The 14684-nt window shown below is 62.7% G+C and carries 18 protein-coding genes and 1 pseudogene; 10 read left to right on the top strand and 9 right to left on the bottom strand.

All coding sequences use genetic code 11. The features are described 5' to 3' along the window. The 7 genes and pseudogenes from Mgrana_RS15410 to Mgrana_RS15380 form a co-directional block, all read right to left on the bottom strand. A pseudogene (locus tag Mgrana_RS15410) lies at window positions 1–561 on the bottom strand (sodium:calcium antiporter); the annotation flags it as partial. 229 nt (window positions 562–790) lie between these two features. Next, a complete protein-coding gene (locus tag Mgrana_RS15405) occupies window positions 791–1330 on the bottom strand; it encodes a hypothetical protein (protein ID WP_119358475.1) in 540 nt (179 codons plus the stop codon). 215 nt (window positions 1331–1545) lie between these two features. Beyond that, window positions 1546–2529 (bottom strand): arginase family protein, encoded by a 984-nt coding sequence (locus Mgrana_RS15400; protein WP_186813134.1) that lies wholly within the window; start codon window positions 2527–2529, stop codon window positions 1546–1548. 135 nt (window positions 2530–2664) lie between these two features. Then, the gene (locus tag Mgrana_RS15395) at window positions 2665–3075 is read right to left on the bottom strand and encodes a DUF1801 domain-containing protein (RefSeq protein WP_119358474.1); all 411 of its coding nucleotides are present in this window, start codon (window positions 3073–3075) and stop codon (window positions 2665–2667) included. Window positions 3076–3197: 122 nt separating this feature from the next. Next, a complete protein-coding gene (locus Mgrana_RS15390) occupies window positions 3198–3587 on the bottom strand; it encodes a VOC family protein (RefSeq protein WP_119358473.1) in 390 nt (129 codons plus the stop codon). 63 nt (window positions 3588–3650) lie between these two features. After that, window positions 3651–3992: a YciI family protein gene (locus Mgrana_RS15385; protein ID WP_119358472.1), complete on the bottom strand. Its 342-nt coding sequence runs from the start codon at window positions 3990–3992 to the stop codon at window positions 3651–3653. A 3-nt stretch (window positions 3993–3995) separates the two neighbouring features. Continuing rightward, window positions 3996–4478, bottom strand: a complete 483-nt coding sequence (locus Mgrana_RS15380) for a VOC family protein (RefSeq protein ID WP_206075102.1) — start codon at window positions 4476–4478, stop codon at window positions 3996–3998. 402 nt (window positions 4479–4880) lie between these two features. Between Mgrana_RS15380 and Mgrana_RS15375 the strand changes: the two genes are divergently transcribed. From Mgrana_RS15375 to Mgrana_RS15345, 7 genes are read left to right on the top strand one after another with little or no spacing between them, the layout of a single operon-like run. Then, the gene (locus Mgrana_RS15375) at window positions 4881–5219 is read left to right on the top strand and encodes an ArsR/SmtB family transcription factor (protein ID WP_119358471.1); all 339 of its coding nucleotides are present in this window, start codon (window positions 4881–4883) and stop codon (window positions 5217–5219) included. Beyond that, complete coding sequence (locus tag Mgrana_RS15370; protein WP_119358470.1) at window positions 5216–7000, top strand: proton-conducting transporter transmembrane domain-containing protein; 1785 nt, start codon at window positions 5216–5218, stop codon at window positions 6998–7000. The genes Mgrana_RS15375 and Mgrana_RS15370 overlap by 4 nt, the downstream gene beginning before the upstream one ends. Beyond that, entirely contained in the window at window positions 6997–7854 is an 858-nt protein-coding gene (locus Mgrana_RS15365; protein WP_119358469.1) for a respiratory chain complex I subunit 1 family protein, read from the top strand. The genes Mgrana_RS15370 and Mgrana_RS15365 overlap by 4 nt, the downstream gene beginning before the upstream one ends. Before the next feature lie 20 nt (window positions 7855–7874). After that, the gene (locus Mgrana_RS15360) at window positions 7875–8477 is read left to right on the top strand and encodes an NADH-quinone oxidoreductase subunit K (protein ID WP_240631402.1); all 603 of its coding nucleotides are present in this window, start codon (window positions 7875–7877) and stop codon (window positions 8475–8477) included. A 1-nt stretch (window position 8478) separates the two neighbouring features. After that, window positions 8479–9855 (top strand): proton-conducting transporter transmembrane domain-containing protein, encoded by a 1377-nt coding sequence (locus tag Mgrana_RS15355; RefSeq protein ID WP_119358468.1) that lies wholly within the window; start codon window positions 8479–8481, stop codon window positions 9853–9855. Beyond that, the gene (locus tag Mgrana_RS15350) at window positions 9843–11192 is read left to right on the top strand and encodes a hydrogenase large subunit (protein ID WP_240631401.1); all 1350 of its coding nucleotides are present in this window, start codon (window positions 9843–9845) and stop codon (window positions 11190–11192) included. The genes Mgrana_RS15355 and Mgrana_RS15350 overlap by 13 nt, the downstream gene beginning before the upstream one ends. Next, complete coding sequence (locus Mgrana_RS15345) at window positions 11189–12013, top strand: NADH-quinone oxidoreductase subunit B family protein (RefSeq protein ID WP_119358467.1); 825 nt, start codon at window positions 11189–11191, stop codon at window positions 12011–12013. Before Mgrana_RS15350 ends, Mgrana_RS15345 begins: the two co-directional genes overlap by 4 nt. A gap of 25 nt (window positions 12014–12038) precedes the next feature. On the opposite strand, the gene Mgrana_RS15340 is transcribed toward Mgrana_RS15345, so the two are convergent. Further along, window positions 12039–12338 carry an ArsR/SmtB family transcription factor gene (locus tag Mgrana_RS15340; protein ID WP_119358466.1) on the bottom strand — a complete coding sequence of 100 codons (300 nt, stop codon included), beginning with the start codon at window positions 12336–12338 and terminating at the stop codon, window positions 12039–12041. Window positions 12339–12466: 128 nt separating this feature from the next. Between Mgrana_RS15340 and Mgrana_RS15335 the strand changes: the two genes are divergently transcribed. From Mgrana_RS15335 to Mgrana_RS15325, 3 genes are read left to right on the top strand one after another with little or no spacing between them, the layout of a single operon-like run. Further along, entirely contained in the window at window positions 12467–12811 is a 345-nt protein-coding gene (locus Mgrana_RS15335) for a hypothetical protein (protein ID WP_119358465.1), read from the top strand. Window positions 12812–12820: 9 nt separating this feature from the next. Next, on the top strand, window positions 12821–13225 hold the full coding sequence (locus tag Mgrana_RS15330; protein WP_119358464.1) for an OsmC family protein: 405 nt from the start codon (window positions 12821–12823) through the stop codon (window positions 13223–13225). Then, window positions 13222–13947, top strand: coding sequence for a sulfite exporter TauE/SafE family protein (locus tag Mgrana_RS15325; RefSeq protein ID WP_119358463.1), 726 nt, complete (start codon window positions 13222–13224; stop codon window positions 13945–13947). Before Mgrana_RS15330 ends, Mgrana_RS15325 begins: the two co-directional genes overlap by 4 nt. Window positions 13948–14028: 81 nt before the next feature. Here the strand turns inward: Mgrana_RS15325 and Mgrana_RS15320 are convergent, their stop codons facing one another. Further along, entirely contained in the window at window positions 14029–14553 is a 525-nt protein-coding gene (locus Mgrana_RS15320) for a GNAT family N-acetyltransferase (protein WP_119358462.1), read from the bottom strand. Window positions 14554–14684: the final 131 nt, after the last annotated feature.

Raw genomic sequence — 14684 nt, 5'->3', positions numbered from 1 at the left:
CCCCAGAAGCACCAGCCCCAACCCCACCCCCCCGTAGGTCTGCCAGCTTGCCTGAACGGGCCGGCCATACTCCTGGTCGAACTCGCCTTGTACCTCGGGGCTTTCCCCCGCGCTGCTGCGGTACAGGAACCAGATGTACAGGCCCAGCAAGACCACTGCCAGAAGCCCCTCCAGGCGGCTCACCTGTTGGTCGAAGTACAAAAACCAAAACAGCAGCAAGGCCGCCCCGATCATGATGGGCACCTCGCGCTTGATGAACTGGGCCTGAGCCCGGACGGGCGCTACCAGGGCCGTGACCCCCAGGATGAGCAGGATATTCAGGGTATTGGAACCCACCACGTTGCCAATGGCGATGGCCGGACTCCCCGAAAGGGCCGCTGCCAGGCTGGCGGCCAGCTCGGGGCTGCTGGTGCCAAAGGCTACCACTGTCAGACCTACCACCATGGTGCTGATGCCCCAACTGCGGGCCAGCACCACCGCGTTTTTTACCAGCGCCTCGCCCCCAAAGTACAGAAGCACGATACCGCCTGCAATCAGCAGTAAGTTAAGCGCAAACTCCATGCCGAGTAAGGTAACAAAAATGGTGCGGGTGTGTGTAGGGTTTGTGGAAGATTGCACAGGGGGTGGGCTAAGTTGAAGGGGTGGAAGACGCTCGATTGAGCGAGGAGCAAAAAGCCAGACCACCCGAGGCGGTCTTACCTTGCTACCAAGCAGCCAAAGTGGGACCGAAAGCGCGATCACCGGTGCAAAGAATGCCACAGGTGACCGCGGATGAAATCGCGTCATACCGTCATTGGCGGCGCTTCGCGAACATCTCTTGCTCCAGGCGCCAGGTCTTACCGCCATCCGTGGATACGACTGCGCGCCAATGGAACGACTCCGGATTCATCTTGCTGAAGATCCATCGGGTAAGGCCACCGTCCTCCAGGGTGCGCTCGAGAACCATTTCATCACCCATCTGCCTCGCGATGAAGGGCCACACGATGCCGTTTACTGGCCCGTGCCAGGTCGAGCGCCACGCATCGATCCGAGGGTCGTAGAACCTCAAAGTCACACCGTACTCGCCGGGTGCAGGACCCTCAGCCGGACGCTGAGGGCGCGGCGGAACCATCCAGACATCCTGGATAGCCCGGCCCTCGAGCGCCCAACCGAAATGCCACTCGCCAGGTATCCGACGCTTGATTCCTCCGGACTCGTCGTAATAGATCACGTCGAGATCCCAACTGCCGACTAGACGGCCGAACTGCATTAGCTTTTCTCGATGTTCGCTATTGGGACCGGGCGCATGCAAAGCGTTGATCATCGAGCTTTCGTTCGAGAGAGTGTTCATCGTTTACGCTCCTCTCAATAGGCTTCACTATCGCATGGCTACAAAAATAACCAGATGGGCTGGACGGGGCATCCGAATCACTTGGTGGCCGACAACAAGTTGGCATCGCGGAAAACGAGCCATGATCCATCCTCCTGCCTGCGCAGTATCGTCAATGCACTGCCTGATCGCGTGGCCTTACACCTCCCGTCTTCGGTGCGACGCAAATGGCAAGCTCATCGCTGGTCATAGTCGCCCCTATCCCTATCGGAAATTGCATCGTCGTTGCGCATTGCTCGGCCGTTGGCTAGGTCGGTGAGTCCCCCGACGAGGCACGAGACAAGATTCTTCGCATGTATGCCGCTGGGATCGAGGTCCGGGTCGTAAATCGTCACGTCGACTCCAAGTACTGGCAGACGTTGGCACAAGCCTTTGATCAATGCGCTGAGTTCATCAAAGTTCAATCCTGGGCTGCCCGGCGAGTCCACGGCTGGCATGACACTCTGGTCAAGCACGTCGACGTCAACGTGCAACCAGATTCTTGTCAGTCCACGTGAGGAAAAACGCGCGCTTACCTCTTCGCAGCATTGCAAGATTCCAATCTTCTTAAGATGGCGGACTGGGACTTGCCGAATTTTCGTCTGTTGAATATCGGCGTAGGCATAGCCCGAATCCAATTCATCACGTTCGCCGATCTGTACCACGTCGCCATCATCAACCAGAGCGCCAGCGACACCTTTCCACTGGGTCAATAATGACTCACCGCGACCGGTCGCCAGCGCGAGATCCATGCCTGCCGCCGAGCCGAGGCGCGCCGTCACGTTGTAGTTGCCGGGATGAAAGAAGTCGCTATGACCGTCCACGTGCACCAACCCGCAGCGCCCCGTTCGCCTTGCGCCCAAGAGACACCCCAGAAGCACGCTGCAATCGCCACCGATCACGACCGGCACATTGCCATTGGCAAGTACGCCTTGAACCGTATTCGCTAGGTTCTCGCTAAACCGACGGATCGTGTGGCCGTTCCGTATGCGGGTGCCGGGTTGCGCGTCAAGTTCATACACAGGGCGGGGCAATGAATGAACGAGTCTGGGATTGAGTCGAGTATGCAACCCCGCGTCTCTCAACGCTTCAGGCGCACGCCATGCTCCCGGAGTGTGCCCCGGTCGTAGCGGTCGCAGACCAAGATTGCTCGGAGCCGCTATGATTTCGATTTCGCGCATTAATGTCCTCCCGCCGACTCTTTGGCACGATGCTGACCGTTTCCTACAACGTCAATCGCCTACATGGTCGGCGAATCCGGCACTTCCGAGCAACGTTGTACCGTGTGATCGATCTTCGCCTGCATAAATTGATTGCTAGCTTGGGTCTCTGCCGGGAACATGTTGTAGCCATTGCCTCAAGATCGCCTGCAAGGTGCTTGCTCTCGCATTCACCGCACCCTGCTCGGCAAAGCTGATACATGCACGATCCGGCCCAAGCCACTCTAGAAGCCCTGCAGGATCCTCGATGGTGCTCCGCGGGATGACGCTTTTCTTTGCGCCAAGGTGCAGGATGAGTTGCAGCGGGACCTTGCCCTTCAGCCTCATGGTGGCGAAGTGTTTGCCCGCGTAGAAGCTCGGCGCGTTCCACTTCACTTCTTCACCAGTTCCTTCCGCAGCTGAGAGGACCACTCTTCGCAATGCCTCCACCTCTGCCCGAAGGCCTTCGGGAAGTCCGGCGATGTAGTCAGAGACCGACACTGAACTGGAGCGCTTGCGGGCTGTCATTTGCAACTCCCTGCGTGCGAAACGTTTACGACTTCGGCCACTGGCCAGCGGATGAGCATAGAGGCGCAGGCGATTGGAGGGGTCGTGAGTGCCATTGGCGTTTCAAACGTTGAAGGGTGGCGTTAACTGACCTGAGTGGCGATCCACCAGGTCGTTCCTCCGACATCGCGCACCCCGGCCCGGCGGTCGGCGTCGTCTTTCTGAATCGGCTCCTGGATGGCCACAGCGCCCGCCTCGAGCGCTTTGCGGAAGGTTGCATCCACATCGGGCACATAGACGTGCACGTGCGCTGGCGTCACCGGCCAGCCGGGTGGGTTCGGATCGCTCAGCATGAGCACGCTGTCGTCGATGCGTAGTTCGGCATGCATCACGCTCCCGTCGTCGCGCAGGTATCGGCGCAGGCCCGTTGCGTTGAAGACCGCCTTCAGAAAGTCAATGGTTGTTTCGGCCCCGTCAACGACCAAGTAGGGCGACAGGGACGTGTACTCGACCGGCTTGTAGCTGCGATTCATGATGGCTCCCCACAATCGATTTCGTTGCCAGAAACGTCGCACTGCTCGTCACAACCCCGCGCTTCATGCGGCCGGATCGAATCCAAAGGCCCGCACTTCCTGATCGCAGCGGCAGGCCCGAGCAAAGCGCGCTGCCCAGGATAGAGCTGCGTTGCGCGACGGAAGGTCGAGCACCGCGAATCCGCCATCCAGCCGGCGCGCCGATGGGTAGCCGCCTTCCGTGACCGTGCCATCGGCCGAAACACGCACAGGCGGCACGCTGCCATCGATCCCGCCTGCGAAGACATACACGCCTTCGGCCTTTGCCTGGGCGATCACGGCATGCGCATCGCGATCCACGGCAGCCATTTCATCCGCAGGGGCCACCATGGCAGCGGCAGGGAAAGTGATCAGGAACCTGGCCATCCTTCACCCCCGCCGCGCGGCATCGATCGCTGCCACGTCGATCTTCTGCATGGTCATCATCGCCGCGAAGGCGCGCTGGGCTTGGTCGCCCCCGGCGGCAAGGCCCTCGGTCAGGGTGCGCGGGGTGATCTGCCAGTTGACGCCCCAGCGGTCCTTGCACCAGCCGCACTCGCTCTCCTGCCCGCCATTGCCGACGAGGGCGTTCCAGTAGCGGTCGGTCTCCTCCTGCGCGTCGGTGGCGATTTGGAATGAAAAGGCCTCCGAGTGGGGGAATTGCGGCCCGCCATTGAGCCCGATGCAGGGGATGCCGCAGACCGTGAAGCGCACCACCAGCACATCCCCCGCCTTGTTGCCGGGATTGTCCATGGGCGAGCGAATCACCTCCTGCACTTCGCTGTCGGGAAAGACCGAAGCATAGAAGCGCGCGGCTTCCTCGGCCTCGTGGTCGTACCAGATGCAAATCGTGTTCTTTGCGATGGGGGTCATGTTGCTGCTCCTTCAAGTACTATGTATAAGGCTAAAGGTTCTCAGTATCCGAAAATGCTGCTCACCCAGAACTTTTCGCCTCCCTAACGAGATTCGTGAAATTGTGGCGCTCGAGCCCATGAGATGGCCACCGAATTCTCGTATGTTTATGACATAATACCCTCCATTTGATTCCATGGCAAGGGCTACCCAAAAAAGGGTCGTAGGAAGGCCCCGCTTGTACCAAATTGGCTTCTGCAGGCCACACAGCGACCCTTACCCAAAACGTGGAGGCAGAACACCTATGGGTCAGAGGGCCAGATCCCTTGCGGTGTTGCCCCCTGAGCCACCCGCAGGGCTTGAGTGAAGGACTAAATCATCTATATATTCTAATATATTATCTATTGCATATAATAAGCAGACATGGAGACTGCCCTGCATCGTTTCAAAGCAGAGTTCTTCAAAGCCCTGGGCCATCCGGTACGCCTGGCTATCCTTGACGCACTGCGGGAGGAAGAGAAGAGCGTGGGAAGGCTGGCGGAGGAGCTGGGCCTCGAGCAGCCCAGCATCTCGCAGCAGCTCTCCATTTTGCGTCAGCGCGGCTTTGTGGAGGCCCGCAAGGAGGGCACCAGCGTCTACTACCGCACCGCCGACCCCAACGTATACGTCTTCCTCGATCTGGGAAGGGCGATCTTCGAGCGCCAGCTAAAAACCCAAAGCGAACTTCTGTCCGAGCTTCAAGAAGGCTCATCCCCGTCATGAATCCTCTGATTGAGACCGCCTTGATCTTTCTGGGGATGCAGAGCCTTCTGGCCCTGTTGCGCCCCCCCGCTACCGGATTCCTGCCGCTGAGCCTGGGGGGGAGCGGGCTGCTGCTTTTGCTCGCGGGCCTGGGGGCCTGGCTTGCTGGCGCCCGGGGTACCCCTTTAGATGCTGCTGCGGGCTTCTACATGGCCTTGCTGGGGGCTTTATACCTAGGGGTGGGACCCTATCTGCGGGAGTATTTGAGCCACCACGAACCCTCTCGAGCCCGCCTCGAGGCCTTCCTCCTCCCCCTCTTCGCCGCCGCCATGGTGGGGGTACTCCTCGCCCCACCGGGCTATGCCTTCCTCTTTCTCTGGGAGGGAATGGCCCTGCTGGGCTACCTCCTGATGGCCCTGGAAGGCCCCGACGGGCTGGCGGGCAGCCGGGCCTTCTTCCTGGCCAGCCGCCTCTCGGGGGCTGGACTGTTTTTGGCCTTGATCCTTCTGGCCCACAAAGGGCTGCGGGTGGGGGGGCTTGAGCACCTGGTCTGGGCCGGGCTCGTGCTGGGCTTCGGAACCAAGGCGGCCCTGTTTCCCCTGCACGCCTGGCTGCCCAAGGCCCACCCGGTGGCCATGAGCCCACTCTCAGCCCTGCTCTCAGGGGGGATGGTCAAACTGGGACTCTACGGCCTTTACCGCGCCCAAGACTGGGCCGGTCCACCCCCAGAGTGGGTGGGCTGGCTCCTGGTGGCCCTGGGCTTGGCGGGGGCGGTCTATGCGCTGGCTCGTGGCCTGGCCGAAGAGGATTACAAGGGGGTGTTGGCCTACTCCAGCGTGGAGAACCTCAACCTGCTCTTGGCGGCTTTGGGGGCGTACTTCCTGCTGAAAAGCCCCTTTTTCCTGCTGGCGTTCTTCTTTCAGCAGGCGGCCCATGCCCTCTTCAAAGGGTTGTTGTTTTTGGGTTCGGGGGCGCTCCCCGTGCGCGAACTCTCCCGTTTGGGGGGGTTGCACCGGCTTTTGCCGCGCACCGCAGCCTGGAGCTTTCTGGGTGCGCTGGCCGCGGCGGGCCTCCCCCCCCTGGCGGGCTTTCTCTTCGAGTGGTACTTATACCAGGGCTTTTTGGCGGCTCCTCGAGGGGCCGGGGCGTCCTCCCTCCTGGTGCTTGGAGTCGGAGTGGTTGCCCTGGTGGGGGCACTTGCGGCGGTCTCCTACGTGCGCCTCTTCGGCCTGGCTTTTCTGGGTCAGCCGCGGAGTACCCAGGCCATGACGGCCCGTGAGATGGGCGGCTTTGGGCAGCTTGGCCTGGGAGTTCTGGCCGGGCTGCTGCTTGGGCTTTCCCTCTTTCCTACAGCGCTGCTGAGCCCGCTCAAGCCCCCTCTCTACCCGGTGCTGCCCCTGTTCCTGGCGCTCATGGGCCTGGGAGGTGGGCTGGTCTACTGGGTGCGCCGAAAGCCCCAGCGGGTCTACGACCCCTGGGACTGCGGCTTCCACTCGCCAGACCTACAGGGCTCCGCCCTAACTCCCCAGATGCAGCCCCATGCCCTCGGCTACAGCGAGCAGCTCCTGCGGCTCTTCCCCTTCCTCGAGCTCAAGGCCCATCTTTCCCGAGAGGAGATGCTGGCTCCCCCTAAGGTACGCCTCGAGGTCAGCGACTGGCTCGAGGTCATGGAAACCCGATTGACTCGAGGTTATACTGCCCTTGCCCATCAGGTTCAGCGCCTGCAGTCCGGCAGCCTGCACCTCTATCTGCTGCTGCAGTTCCTGACCCTGCTGCTGGTCTTGGGGGTGGTCTGGCGATGAGCGCCTTTCTGCTCCTGCTGCTGGCTCCGCTCTTCACCGGCAGCCTCAAGTGGCTCAAGGCCCGGCTGCAAAACCGCCAGGGGCCGGATCCACTCTACGACTACAAGAACCTCCTCAAGCTCTGGCGCAAAGTCTGGATCCGGCCTCAGGGGAGCAGCCCGCTCTTCCTGCTCGCGCCTGTGGTGGGGCTGCTCAGCACAGGGCTTGCCGCGGTCTTCCTGCCCCTCCTGCCGGGAATTTCCTTCGCTGGGGATTTCCTGGTGCTGATCTACCTGCTCAACCTGGGCCGCTTCCTCCAGGTTCTGGCCGCGCTGGATACCGGCAGCGCCTTTGGGGGTCAGGGCAGCTATCGGGAAAGCCTGGTATCGGTGCTGGCCGAGCCCGGCAGCGTGCTGGCCCTGGGGGCGGTGGGGCTGGCCTCGGGAAGCCTCTCCCTGGCGGCTTTCTCTCCGCTCTCCCCGCAGAATGCCTTGGTCTACACCCTGGTGCTGGTTGCGCTAACCCTGGCCCTGCTGGCGGAAGGCGCGCGTATGCCGGTGGACGACCCCACCACCCATCTCGAGCTCACCATGATCCACGAGGCCCAACTGCTGGATCACTCCGGGCCTCTGCTGGCCCTCTACGAGCTCTCGGCTGGGATGAAGATCCTGGTATACATCGGACTCATCGCCCTCCTCCTGCCCTTCGGGGGGTTGTCCTTTCCGGCAGCGCTCCTGTTGGCCTGGCTGGCCCTGGGTTACCTGGAGACCTACGGGGTTAAGCTGCGCTACCTAAGGCTTCCCGATCTGATGAGCTACAACACCTTGAGCGGAATTTTGGCCGTACTGGGGGTGGTGTTACGCTTTCGGATCTAGCCCCAAGCCTAACCCTGGCTGTGTTGGCCGCGGGATTCTTGATGGTAGGCCGCAAGAGCCTGGACGCCTTGATCCGGCTCTACGCGCTGCAGAATGTGCTGCTGGCGCTCCTGGCTTTCGGGCTGGCCCAGGGGGAGTGGCCTTTGGTGCTGGCGGGGCTGGTCCTGCTGCTCCTCAAGGGGGTGCTCATCCCCCGCTACCTCTTCTGGTTGCTCGAGCGCCTGGGGGTTAGCCACGAGGTGGAATCCTATCTCTCCATTCCCCTATCCCTGCTCCTGGGCGGGGTATTGGTGGGGATCGGCTTGCGAGTGGGGAGCAGTTTCGTCCTGGAAGGGGCCCAGCTGCCCGAGGCCGTCCCGGTGGCCTTGAGCCTGATTCTGTTGGGGATGCTCTCCATGGCAAGTCGCAAAAAAGCGGTTACTCAGGTGATGGGCTTCCTGGGCCTGGAGAACGGGGTCTTCCTGCTGGCTCTGGCCGAGACCCACGGTCTGCCGCTCTTCATCGAGCTGGGGGTGGCCCTCGATGCCTTCGCCGCGGTGGTGCTGGCCGGGGTGCTGATCTTCCGTATCCGAACCACCTTTGGCCACATTGATACCGCGCGGATGCGCGATCTGAAGGGTTAACATGCTCTATGTCCTGCTCTTTATTCCCCTCCTGCCTGCGCTTTATGCCCTGCGCGCGCGGGAGACCCGGTGGCTCGCGGGCAGCGCTGCTGCTGGGGCCGTGCTGTCTTTGGGGTTGTCCCTCCTAGCCCAAAACCAGGCCGCAGGACCCCTGCGGCTCGATGGGGTGGGGCTGTTCTATCTGCTGCTTACCGACCTGCTCTTCGCGTTGGTGGCCCTGTACGCCGGGGCCTATTTTCAGGCCTCGCAGGACCGCGAAGCCTGGCGCTTCTATGCGGCGGGGAACTTGTTTCTTTTCGCCATGCACGGGGCCTACTTAGCCCACAACCTAGGCCTGTTGTGGATCTTCGTGGAGGGAAGCACCCTGGCCTCTGCCTTGCTGGTCTATCACCGAGGGGGTGCCCGGGCCCTCGAGGCCACCTGGAAATACCTGATGCTCGGCAGTGTGGGCATCGCCCTGGGGCTCATCGGGGTGATCCTGGTCTATGCCCTCCTGGGCGGGGCTACCCTGGACTGGCAGATGGCCCGGGAGTTGGTTCGGGCAGCCAACCCAGCGCAGCTCAAGCTGGCCTTTGCCTTTCTGCTGGTGGGGTTTGGCACCAAGGTAGGCCTCTTTCCCCTACAGGCCTGGCTGCCCGATGCCCACTCTGAGGCCCCGAGTCCCGCCTCAGCCCTGCTCTCGGGAACGCTCCTCAATGTGGCTTTCTATGCCCTTCTGCGCTACGCCGCGCTTCTGGGCAGTGCTGGCCTGTTCGGCTTTGCTGCGGGGTTCTTGCAGAGCTTCGGGTTGGCTTCGCTCCTGGCTGCGGGCCTTTTCCTCTTTGCCCAGAAGGATTACAAGCGCCTGCTGGCCTACTCCAGCATGGAGCACATGGGGCTGGCCATCTACGCTCTGGGCCTGGGGATTCCCTGGCTGGCCATGCTGCACACCCTGTTTCACTCCCTGGCCAAGACCGCCGCTTTCCTCTCGGCGGGCAACCTGCTCCTGGCTTACCAGAGCAAGCTCATCGCCCGGGTGGGAGCGGTGTACCGGGCCTGGCCGGCCACCGCTGGGCTTCTGGTCCTCTCCCTGTTATCCCTGGCCGGGCTGCCTCCCTTTGGGCTCTTCTACACCGAGTTCCAGGCCCTCTTCCGCTCGAGCCCTCTCGCGATGGGGCTTTACCTGCTGGGACTGCTGGGGGTGTTCGCCGGGCTGCTGTGGCCCCTCTCGCGGATGGTCTTCGGCGAGGGGCCGGGGATGAGCCTTGGGGGGCTGCCGCGCATCCGGGCCCTGGTGGTGGTGCCGGCTGCACTGGTGGGGCTGGCTTTGATCCTGGGTCTCTTTCCCCCCACGGGGGTGGTGGAGCATTTGGCGGAGGTGCTCTCGTGGAAGCTCTGAAACAGGCGCTTGGGTCGGGTCGACTGGTGGCGCTCTGGTACGATGCGCCCCATCTGCACTACCTGGTTGAGGGGCCTGAGGGGTCTCCGCTGCAGGAATTCCAGGTGGAGGCCCGCGGGAGCTTCCCCAGTCTGGCGGGGGAGTTCCCGGCGCTGGATTGGTTCGAGCGGGAGCTGTGGGAAGAGCATAGCCTCGTCCCCGAGGGCCACCCTGCCCTCAAGCCCCTGCGCAACCACTGCCTTCCTTATCCCTTCGAGCGGGTGGAGGGGCTGCACGAGGTGCCGGTGGGGCCGGTGCACGCAGGCATCATCGAGCCCGGCCATTTCCGCTTCAGTGTGCTGGGGGAGAAGATCCTCCATCTTGAACTCCGCCTGGGCTACCAGCACCGGGGGGTGGAGCGGCTGTTCCAGGGGGCCGGCCTCGAGCGGGCCCGGCTCCTGGCCGAGCGGGCCGGGGGGGAGAGCGTGGCCCATGCCCTGGCCTTTTGCCAGGCGGTGGAGGCCGCTTTGGGGCTGGAGGTGCCCCCCAGGGCCCGCCAGCTCCGACGGGTGCTCCTCGAGCTCGAGCGCGTCTTCGGCCACCTGGGCCACCTGGCGGGGCTTTTCACCGACATCGGCTACGCCTACGCCGCGACCCAGGTGGGCAAGGTGCGGGCCCTGCTCCAGGGCCAGCTCGAGCGCCTGACCGGGCACCGCTATGGCCGCAACGCCCTCACCGTAGGAGGTGTGAGCTTCGACCTAGACCCAAAGACCCAGCTCGAGGTACGGGGTGCGCTTTCCAGGCTGGGCCTCGAGGCCGAGGCCCAGCTCCTCTCCGCCTTCAAGCAGCCCATGGTCCTCGACCGCCTGCGCTACGTGGGGGCCATCACCCCGGCCCAGGCCCGCTGGCTGGGCTTGGTGGGCCCGGCAGCCCGGGCCTGTGGGCTGGGGCGCGACCTGCGCCAGGACGACGGGCTATACCAGCCGTTCACCCCGGTGCTGCGCGCTGGGGGTGATGTGCTGGCCCGGGCCCAGGTCTACCTCGAGGAGGTCCGGCAGGGCTTTCGCCACCTGGAGCGCTTCCTCACCGAGCTGCCCCCTGGAGGGGGGTGGGTGGATGAGGCTGGGCCGTCCCAGGAGGGGGAGCTCCGGACGGCCTTCAGCCGGGTGGAGGCCGGGCGGGGAGAGCTCTTCTACTGGGTGCGGTTGCAGGGGAGACGGGTGGAGCAGGTCAAGATCGTTGATCCCAGCTTCAAGAACTGGCGGGCGCTCGAGCTCGCGGTGCGGGGGATGGGCCTGCCCGATTTTCCCCTTATCAACAAGTCCTTCGACCTCTCCTACGCGGGGTGCGACCTATGAATCCTCTCTGGCAAACCCTGCGCACCGGGCTCCTAACCCGAAGCCTGCAGAACCTCTTCAGGCTGCCGGCCTGGGCCCCCGGCTGGCCTGTGCTGCGGCCCGAAGGGCTTTCCCATACGGTGAGGCGGGAACTCCTGGAGCTCTGCCCCAGTGTGGCTTTTGCTGAGGAAGGGGGTGAGTTTCGGCTGGATCTGGCCCACTGTGTTCTCTGTGGGCGCTGCTTCCAGACCTTTCCCCAGGCGGTGGGTGAACTGCGTGGCCTCGAGGTGGCGGTGACCCGGCGAGAAGACCTCGTGCAGCGGGTGGACCTGGCTACGGGAAACTTTGTGGACCCTGGCCCCCCGCCCCCTACCCGCGCTGAGCTCCACCTGCCCACCCTGGCCTTCCGCGAGGTTTCCGCGGGTAACACCGGCCTGGACGACACCGAGGTGGCCTTAGCTGGTAACCCTTTCCATGACATGGGCCGCTTCGGCTTCACGGTGGTGGCCTCACCCCGCCACGCCGACGCCCTCCTGGTGGCCGGGCCAGTGAGCCAGAACATGCGCGAAGCCCTCCTGCGCACCTACCAGGCCACCCCGGAGCCCAAAGGGGTGGTGGCGGTGGGCAACGAGGCCGTTGGCGGAGAGGTCTTCGCGGAAAGCCCCCAGGTGGCTGGAGGGGTGGACAGGGTGCTGCCGGTAGATGTCTACGTGCCAGGAAGCCCGGCCCGACCCGCCGCCATCCTGCACGGCCTGCTGCTGCTCAGTGGCCGGGTTCAGCAGATGCTGGTGGGGGGACGGAGGGTGCGTGGTAAGCCGGAACAGAGCCCAAAAGCATCCTGAACCCTAGGGGCAAGAGTGGAGGAAATCACCTGGATCGGTTCTCCTTGCACAGGACAGGCAAAGCCTGGCACAGCTCGGCCCAACCCTCAGCCCGCAAAGCGTAATCCATCCAGCGCCCCCGCTTGTGCGCACTCACCAAGCCGGCCTCGCGCAATACCCGCAGATGGTGTGAAAGCAGGTTGGGGGCTACGTCTGGGAGGTCACGCTGGATTTCGCAAACACAGCGACTTCCCCCTTCCAGCAAACGTACGATGCGCAGTCGGGTGGGATCCCCCAGCGCCCGAAACCCCTCTAGGACCAGGCTGCCCGAGGTTGTATCAATCATGATTGAAGTGTAGCGCTCCTGAACCCCGACCGTCAACGAGGAGAATTGCCCTTGACCCAAGCCAGATTGAGATATATATCAATGATGATTGAATCAACTATGATTGATTCATCGGAAAGGATTTAGCTATGAAAAGAGTCGTGATCCATATCTTTCATGCGGATGAAAGCTCTCTAGGGGCCGGTTCACACGTCGCGGAGCGAATTCGCCAGGTGATGCAGGAACGGAACGTAGGTCTGGAGGTGTATATTTTTGGCCCTGCCGAAAAAGCCCTTCTGAGCCCCGACCTACAGGATTACAACACCACCATTGATGGGCTGGTGCAGGCTGGGGTGCCGGTGTTGACCTGTTTGAATACCGCCAAGGCTCTGGGGGCTGAGGAAACCTTCAGTCAGCGGGGCTTGCGTCTGGCCTATGCCCGCGACAAGTTCGTGGAGTATGCCCTGGAAGGGGCTACCGTGATCAGTTTTTAGAGGAGCGAGATGCAAATCTATAGCGTCCACCTGGAGTGCACCGACCCACGCCATGTCCGGGCTACGGTCCGCTCGTTCACCCTCGAGCTCGGGGCCAGTCGGGCCGACCCTGAAGCCGGGTTCAATCCAGTAGAGACCCTGCTTTCGGCGGCGGGAACCTGCCTGCTAACCGGCCTACAGTTTGTGGCCCAGACCTCCCAGATCCCCTTGGAGGGTGCCTGGGTAGAACTCGAGGCCACCCGACAGGATAAACCCCCTGTCCTGACTCAGATTCGCTACCGCCTATACCTCAAAAGCCCGGCACCCCCGCAGCGCCTAGAGCGTCTGGTCGAGCTGGCCCAGCGCAACAGCACGGTCTTGCAAACCTTGGCCCAGGCGGTTGCGCTCGAGGGGTCCTGGGAGGTAGCCCCGTGAGCCTGTGGCTGGTCGGTGGTCTATTCGTCCTGGCGGTTATCTCGGGCATGCTGGGGCTGGGGGTGGCCTTTGCTGCAGTGCCCTTTTTGTCGTTGTTCTTGCCCGATCTGGTGCATCAGGTGCAGCCCCTGTCGCTTCTGCTCAACGGCGTCACTGCGCTATTTGCCGTCTTTGGATTCGCCCAGAGTGGGCACGTGGATTGGCGCAAGGCCTTGCTGCTGGGGCTGATCACTACCCTGTTTGCCCCTGTGGGGGCGTGGTTGGTGCAGCGGGTACAAGTGCAGTGGGTCTGGTGGGTCTATCTGGCCGCGGTGGCCTACCTGGCCTTTAACCTGTTTCGTCCGGTCAAGGCCACCCACAGTCGGGAGAACTTTCCCCTGGCTTTGGGGCTTGCCGCGCCCATCTCGGTGTTGTCTGGGTTTTTGGGGGTGGGGCCGGGCTTCTTGCTAATGCCCACCCTGATCCTGACCGGGCACAACCCCAAGCGAGCGGCAGGTATCAACGCTTTCGCGGTAACCCCCCCTTCCTTCTCCTCCTTTTTGCCCCACCTTGGAACGGCTCAGCTTGACTTTGGCCTAACCCTCACCTTGCTGGTCTTTGGGGCGCTGGGATCTTATATGGGCTCGAGGCTCACCAGCCTCTATGTGCCCCCTGCCCGTATCAAGCAAATCTTTGGTGTTTTGATTGTGCTGGTTACGCTATACAAGGTTACGCGGCTTTAGGCAGGTAGAGCGAGCCCATACCAAACGCCCCCCCAGCCTCAGAATCCCATTTGTCCCTGCTCGAGCCCTGGTTGAGGCGGCTCAGGGGCGCTGGCGGCGGAACTGAATCACCTTAGCATCCTTGTAATGCGACCGCGCATACTCCCGGTAGCCCACCTTCTCGGCCAGGCGAATCGAGGCGGCGTTTTCCGGGTCAATGATGCAGGTGGTGGTGTTACCGTGGTAGTGCCGATCTATCCACTCGAGCGCAGCCCGGACGGCCTCGGTGGCGACACCCCGTCCATGAACTTCCGACGAGAGAACCCAAGCCCCCTCCGGCATTCCATCAAGGGGAGGGTCAATCTCCCTTCGGATATCCCCAAACCCCACATAGCCAACATAGCGGGATTCATCCCTCAGTTCCACCGCCCAGGTTCCGAAGCCAAGCACCTGCCAGAACCCTGCGATCATCAGAAGCCGCTTCCAGCTTTCCTCGCGTGTCGCCGATTTTCCGCCGATAAAGCGGGTCACATCCGGGTCTGCATAGATTTCGGCGAATGCCTCGAAGTCGTCGCGGCGGTGCCCCCGCAGGATGAGCCGCTCGGTCTTTAGTATAGGTACGTTCATCGCATTGGGGTCTGGGGCGAGAGACCCCGACCAAACCAAAGTTTGGTCTGGGATGGATAGCCCCAGGCCGCCTTTGGGCGGCGATACCCACTCACCTCCTTCAAGTGTTGAATAGCGTATGTTACGCTGCT

The organism is Meiothermus granaticius NBRC 107808 (assembly GCF_003574355.1).
GTDB classification, from domain to species: Bacteria; Deinococcota; Deinococci; order Deinococcales; family Thermaceae; genus Meiothermus; species Meiothermus granaticius.
Note: the sequence above shows the minus strand (reverse complement) of the source record. Positions and strands in the feature narration are given on the sequence as shown.

What these genes read in the sequence shown, in the direction of transcription:
- Mgrana_RS15355 (WP_119358468.1), top strand. Translation starts at nt 8,479, where the DNA reads ATGCTCTATGTCCTGCTCTTTATTCCCCTCCTGCCTGCGCTTTATGCC.
- Mgrana_RS15395 (WP_119358474.1), bottom strand. Translation starts at nt 3,075, where the DNA reads ATGACAGCCCGCAAGCGCTCCAGTTCAGTGTCGGTCTCTGACTACATC.
- Mgrana_RS15385 (WP_119358472.1), bottom strand. Translation starts at nt 3,992, where the DNA reads ATGGCCAGGTTCCTGATCACTTTCCCTGCCGCTGCCATGGTGGCCCCT.
- Mgrana_RS15320 (WP_119358462.1), bottom strand. Translation starts at nt 14,553, where the DNA reads ATGAACGTACCTATACTAAAGACCGAGCGGCTCATCCTGCGGGGGCAC.
- Mgrana_RS15330 (WP_119358464.1), top strand. Translation starts at nt 12,821, where the DNA reads ATGCAAATCTATAGCGTCCACCTGGAGTGCACCGACCCACGCCATGTC.
- Mgrana_RS15335 (WP_119358465.1), top strand. Translation starts at nt 12,467, where the DNA reads ATGAAAAGAGTCGTGATCCATATCTTTCATGCGGATGAAAGCTCTCTA.
- Mgrana_RS15390 (WP_119358473.1), bottom strand. Translation starts at nt 3,587, where the DNA reads ATGAATCGCAGCTACAAGCCGGTCGAGTACACGTCCCTGTCGCCCTAC.
- Mgrana_RS15365 (WP_119358469.1), top strand. Translation starts at nt 6,997, where the DNA reads ATGAGCGCCTTTCTGCTCCTGCTGCTGGCTCCGCTCTTCACCGGCAGC.
- Mgrana_RS15340 (WP_119358466.1), bottom strand. Translation starts at nt 12,338, where the DNA reads ATGATTGATACAACCTCGGGCAGCCTGGTCCTAGAGGGGTTTCGGGCG.
- Mgrana_RS15405 (WP_119358475.1), bottom strand. Translation starts at nt 1,330, where the DNA reads ATGAACACTCTCTCGAACGAAAGCTCGATGATCAACGCTTTGCATGCG.
- Mgrana_RS15345 (WP_119358467.1), top strand. Translation starts at nt 11,189, where the DNA reads ATGAATCCTCTCTGGCAAACCCTGCGCACCGGGCTCCTAACCCGAAGC.
- Mgrana_RS15380 (WP_206075102.1), bottom strand. Translation starts at nt 4,478, where the DNA reads ATGACCCCCATCGCAAAGAACACGATTTGCATCTGGTACGACCACGAG.
- Mgrana_RS15370 (WP_119358470.1), top strand. Translation starts at nt 5,216, where the DNA reads ATGAATCCTCTGATTGAGACCGCCTTGATCTTTCTGGGGATGCAGAGC.
- Mgrana_RS15400 (WP_186813134.1), bottom strand. Translation starts at nt 2,529, where the DNA reads ATGCGCGAAATCGAAATCATAGCGGCTCCGAGCAATCTTGGTCTGCGA.
- Mgrana_RS15375 (WP_119358471.1), top strand. Translation starts at nt 4,881, where the DNA reads ATGGAGACTGCCCTGCATCGTTTCAAAGCAGAGTTCTTCAAAGCCCTG.